A 3,700-nucleotide genomic window follows, 5' to 3' on the forward strand; every position below is an offset into this window, starting at 1 on the left:
ATGCGAGACTTCGGCGCAGCACCGTTCAAAGACGGCATCGTCCTCACGGTTATGGGCGATGCGGGGGCGGTCGCGTACATCTACGACAGCGAGTTGAAGCTGGAAGAAACTCTGGCGCTGGAAGAGCTTCTGTCCGGCGATCCGGTGCTCGATCCCGGCTGTGTGGCGGCGTCGAGCGACGGGAATCGGCTGGCCATCGCAGGCCTTAGCGCCCTCTACCTTTACGACCGCCCGGCCGGCCAGCTGACTACCCTGCTCGACACTGCCCAAGGCATCGGCGGCTCCAGCTGCATGGCGACCTCGCTGAACGGCGCCGCATTCACCCCCGACGACGACCGCGTGGCCTTTTTCGGCGACGGCTTTTCCGCCGAAAGCGGAGATGGCGAGGACAGCGCGCCGGTATGGGGAACCATAGGCATCGACGGCAGCGAGCTTGAGCTTGACTGGCTGGAATCGGAGGGCGTGGAGGAGATGCTGCGAGCCGACGGCCGGCTGTTCTTTCCCCCTGCGATTTCCCATGTCGACGGGAGCCTTCCCTGGGTCGATGCGGCAAGCGGCGCCGCGCATCGGCTCGCCTTTTCCGCGAGCGACGAGGGAGGGGACGGTATCTACGTGTCCGAACAGGGCAAATACGTCGCCACCGCCGAACTGGGCGACGTGCTCACCGTGCGGGTCTATGCCGTTGACTCCGGCGAGCTTCTGGCCACCGAGACCATCGAGGTGGACGACTCCCGCTATGTGGGGCGGGTTCCCCAGGTGATCCTTCTAGATGATGCGCAGGCCGCCATCGTGCTTCTGGGCTGCGGCATAGAGGAAATCGACACGGCAGTCGCCACGTTCAGCTTTGGAGCCTAGCATGGAGATTCAGTTCGATAACGTAGCGAAATGCTACAAGGGCAAGTACGCCCTCAAAGACTTCAGTGCCACGCTGGGCGAAGGCGTCTTCGGGCTACTGGGCGAAAACGGCGCCGGGAAGACGACGCTCATCAGCATCCTCGTGGGCATCTTGCGCGCCGACGGCGGGACAGTGAGAGCCGATGGGCGCGACGTTGGGGCGCAGGGCCGCGCATTTCTGGCCGATTTGGGCTATATGCCGCAGTACCCGGTCTTCTACCGCGACTTCACCGTGGGGGATTTCCTCCTCTACATGGGAGCGCTGAAGAGCCTGTCCCCGGCTTTGGCGCGAAGCCGCGCGGCGGAATTGCTGGACACCGTGAATCTGTCCGACGCGCGGGACAAGAAGATCGGCGCCCTTTCGGGGGGCATGCGCCAGAGACTCGGTATTGCCCAGGCCATGCTATCCGACCCGAAGGTCCTGGTGCTGGACGAGCCCACCGCCGGCCTGGACCCGGGCGAGCGCATCCGCTTTCGCAACCTTATCTCCCGATTCGCCCCTGGGCGCACCATCCTTCTGGCCACCCACATCGTGCCCGACGTTGAGTGCATTGCCACGGAAATCCTGCTGCTGCGCCGCGGCAAGCTGCTCATGCAGGGAGCCCCGAGTGCGCTGGAGCAGAGCATCGCGGGCAAAGTGTGGGAGGTAACGGCGGACCTGGAACAATCCCGGCGGCTGGCCGAACGCTGCTGCATCGGCAACATGAAACAGGACGGTGCCCTCTTCTCGCTTCGTATCGTCAGCGACGAGTGCCCCTGTGCGGGGGCTCGGCCAGCGCGACCGAACCTGGAAGACGTGTTCCTGTATTTCTGCCAGGACGGCGATGCACCATGCGCCTAGTCTGGTACGAATTCGCCAAGCTTTTCTGTCGGCGATCGGTTCTCGTGCTCTTCGTCCTGTTCAGCGTTATAAACCTGGCCAAGATCTACAGCGAGTGGGATGCCTATTCGTTTCTGGCCGACGGAAGCGCCGAGCGCAGCTGGCACACCGTCTACTGGCAGCTCTACGACCAGTACCAAGGCCCCATTACGCCCGAAAAGGTGCAGCAGCTGCTGGCAACGTGGCAGCCTTTGGCCCAGGCCACGGCGGACATGACCGCCAGCACCGCCACTGACGACGCCAACTCCCTGACGGGAAACCTCTACAGCGATCGGAATCTACTGGAGAAGTACTTCGTCGATCCCATGCAGTATTGCTACGAATATGGTGACCGTGCTGCATCGGTGGCGGAAAAGGCGCGCCAGAACGCCGAGGCCGCGGCTCAGGCCGGAGCCTTGTACCAACAGCGGGAAAGCGCCGCCCTGTACCAGATCTACGCCGGTCGTACCGTGCCCGACTTCGCCTACACGGAGATGGCCAACTACTACCTGAACTACGACTTCTCCCTCGTTCTCGTGCTGCTTCTGGGACTCTACGGCGTGGCCGGCACCTTCGTGGAGGAGCGCGAAACGCAGATGGACCGGTTGCTGCTCACGAATCCCAATGGCGGCAGCCGCACCGTTCTCGCGAAGCTGATGGCAGCCAGCGGGTTTTTGCTGCTGGTGACCATGTGGTTCTCGCTGCTTGACCTGGCGGGCTTCGGGGCCGCCTTCGGCACCTTAGAGGGCTTGGATTTGCCGGTGTACGCCATCCCCAGCTTCGCCGAGGCACCGGTCGACCTCAGCGTCCTCCAATTCGCGGTGCTGGCGGCGGCGCTGCGAAGCGTCGGGCTCTGGGCTTTGGGCATGGTCTGGCTTGCGGTGTCGCTGCGAGGCAGAAACGCCCTCGTTCCCCTTGTCGCCAACTTCGCGCTCACCGCCGTGCTCGTCATCGGCGGCGCGAGCGCGGCCTATTCCCACTTTGTCTGGGCGAAAGCGCTCGATCCCTATTCGCTGCTGGCGGGCCGCCCCCTCCTGGCCCAAACGGAGTTTCTGGACATCGGCGGCTTCCCCGTCCTGTCCTGGCAGGCAGCGCTCGCAATCTCCCTGGTTGCGGGGCTCGTCATTGCCGCAGCCATCTATCTGCTTTCGCCCCGAAACACCTACTGTCCCATAAGGAGGCTGCGATGATGGTGCTCGCCTATGAATGGAAGAAGCTCATGATCGGGCAGCGAGGGTTGGCCTGTCTGCTGGCGGCCCTGGTGGTCAGCGGGGTCTGGCTGGCGGCGACCGAACAGCCCCAGAACATCGCCATGCAAGAGCACCGATCCGATTACGCCTGGTGCCTGGAAAGGCTGGACGGGGCGTTGAACGACCAGAAGGAGGCCTGGCTTCAAGACGAGAGCGAGGCCATCACGGAAGCGAAAGCCGCCCGTGCCGAGGCGCAGGAAAGCTACTACAGCGGCCTCACCTCGGCTGAGGATTACGAAAGTGCGGCGGCCCAGGCCGGGGAGGTGCTGGCCCACGAGCGGGGCTTCGACGCCGCCTTCGAGCAGTACCTCTATGTATCGGAGAACCCGACCAACCGATACTTCCTTGAGACGAACGGCTGGGCCGGGCTTCTCTCTGTCCAGACGCTGGATTTCGCGGTGCTGCTGGCCGTCTTGTATCTGGCCGCCGCGGCTTTCTGCTCGGAATACGCCTGCCAGATGGACGCGCTTTTGCGCACGACCCCCGAGGGCCGCGCAAGCGCCCGGTGCAAGGTGCTCATCGTCATCGGTTCCGCCGTTGCCCTTTGTGTCGCGCTCTCCCTTCTCCAGCTCACGTTCTTCGCGGTGAAATACGGGCTGCCCCACGGGGACTATCCCCTCCAGAGCGTTCCGCTTTTCGGCACCAGCGAGAAGAGCCTCTCCCTTGCAGAGGCGTTCGTAGCGGCCGCCGCCCTCCG

4 protein-coding genes are annotated in these 3,700 nt (G+C 64.0%); all 4 read left to right on the forward strand.

Annotation, left to right across the window (positions count from 1 at the left end; translation table 11 throughout):
• Positions 1–855 (forward strand): WD40 repeat domain-containing protein (locus ACTOXK_RS12165; RefSeq protein ID WP_482280007.1); only part of this gene is annotated, 855 nt, incomplete at its 5' end.
• Position 856: 1 nt separating this feature from the next.
• A complete protein-coding gene (locus ACTOXK_RS12170; RefSeq protein WP_150838955.1) occupies positions 857–1,735 on the forward strand; it encodes an ATP-binding cassette domain-containing protein in 879 nt (292 codons plus the stop codon).
• Positions 1,726–2,943: a hypothetical protein gene (locus ACTOXK_RS12175; RefSeq protein ID WP_016310207.1), complete on the forward strand. Its 1,218-nt coding sequence runs from the start codon at positions 1,726–1,728 to the stop codon at positions 2,941–2,943. The genes ACTOXK_RS12170 and ACTOXK_RS12175 overlap by 10 nt, the downstream gene beginning before the upstream one ends.
• A partial coding sequence (locus tag ACTOXK_RS12180; RefSeq protein ID WP_482280008.1) for a hypothetical protein occupies positions 2,940–3,700 on the forward strand: 761 nt, incomplete at its 3' end. The genes ACTOXK_RS12175 and ACTOXK_RS12180, both read left to right, overlap by 4 nt.

The organism is Adlercreutzia sp. (assembly GCF_056795635.1).

Excerpts from the sequence above, each read along its gene's own strand:
- ACTOXK_RS12170 (WP_150838955.1), top strand. The coding sequence starts at position 857 with ATGGAGATTCAGTTCGATAACGTAGCGAAATGCTACAAGGGCAAGTAC.
- ACTOXK_RS12175 (WP_016310207.1), top strand. The coding sequence starts at position 1,726 with ATGCGCCTAGTCTGGTACGAATTCGCCAAGCTTTTCTGTCGGCGATCG.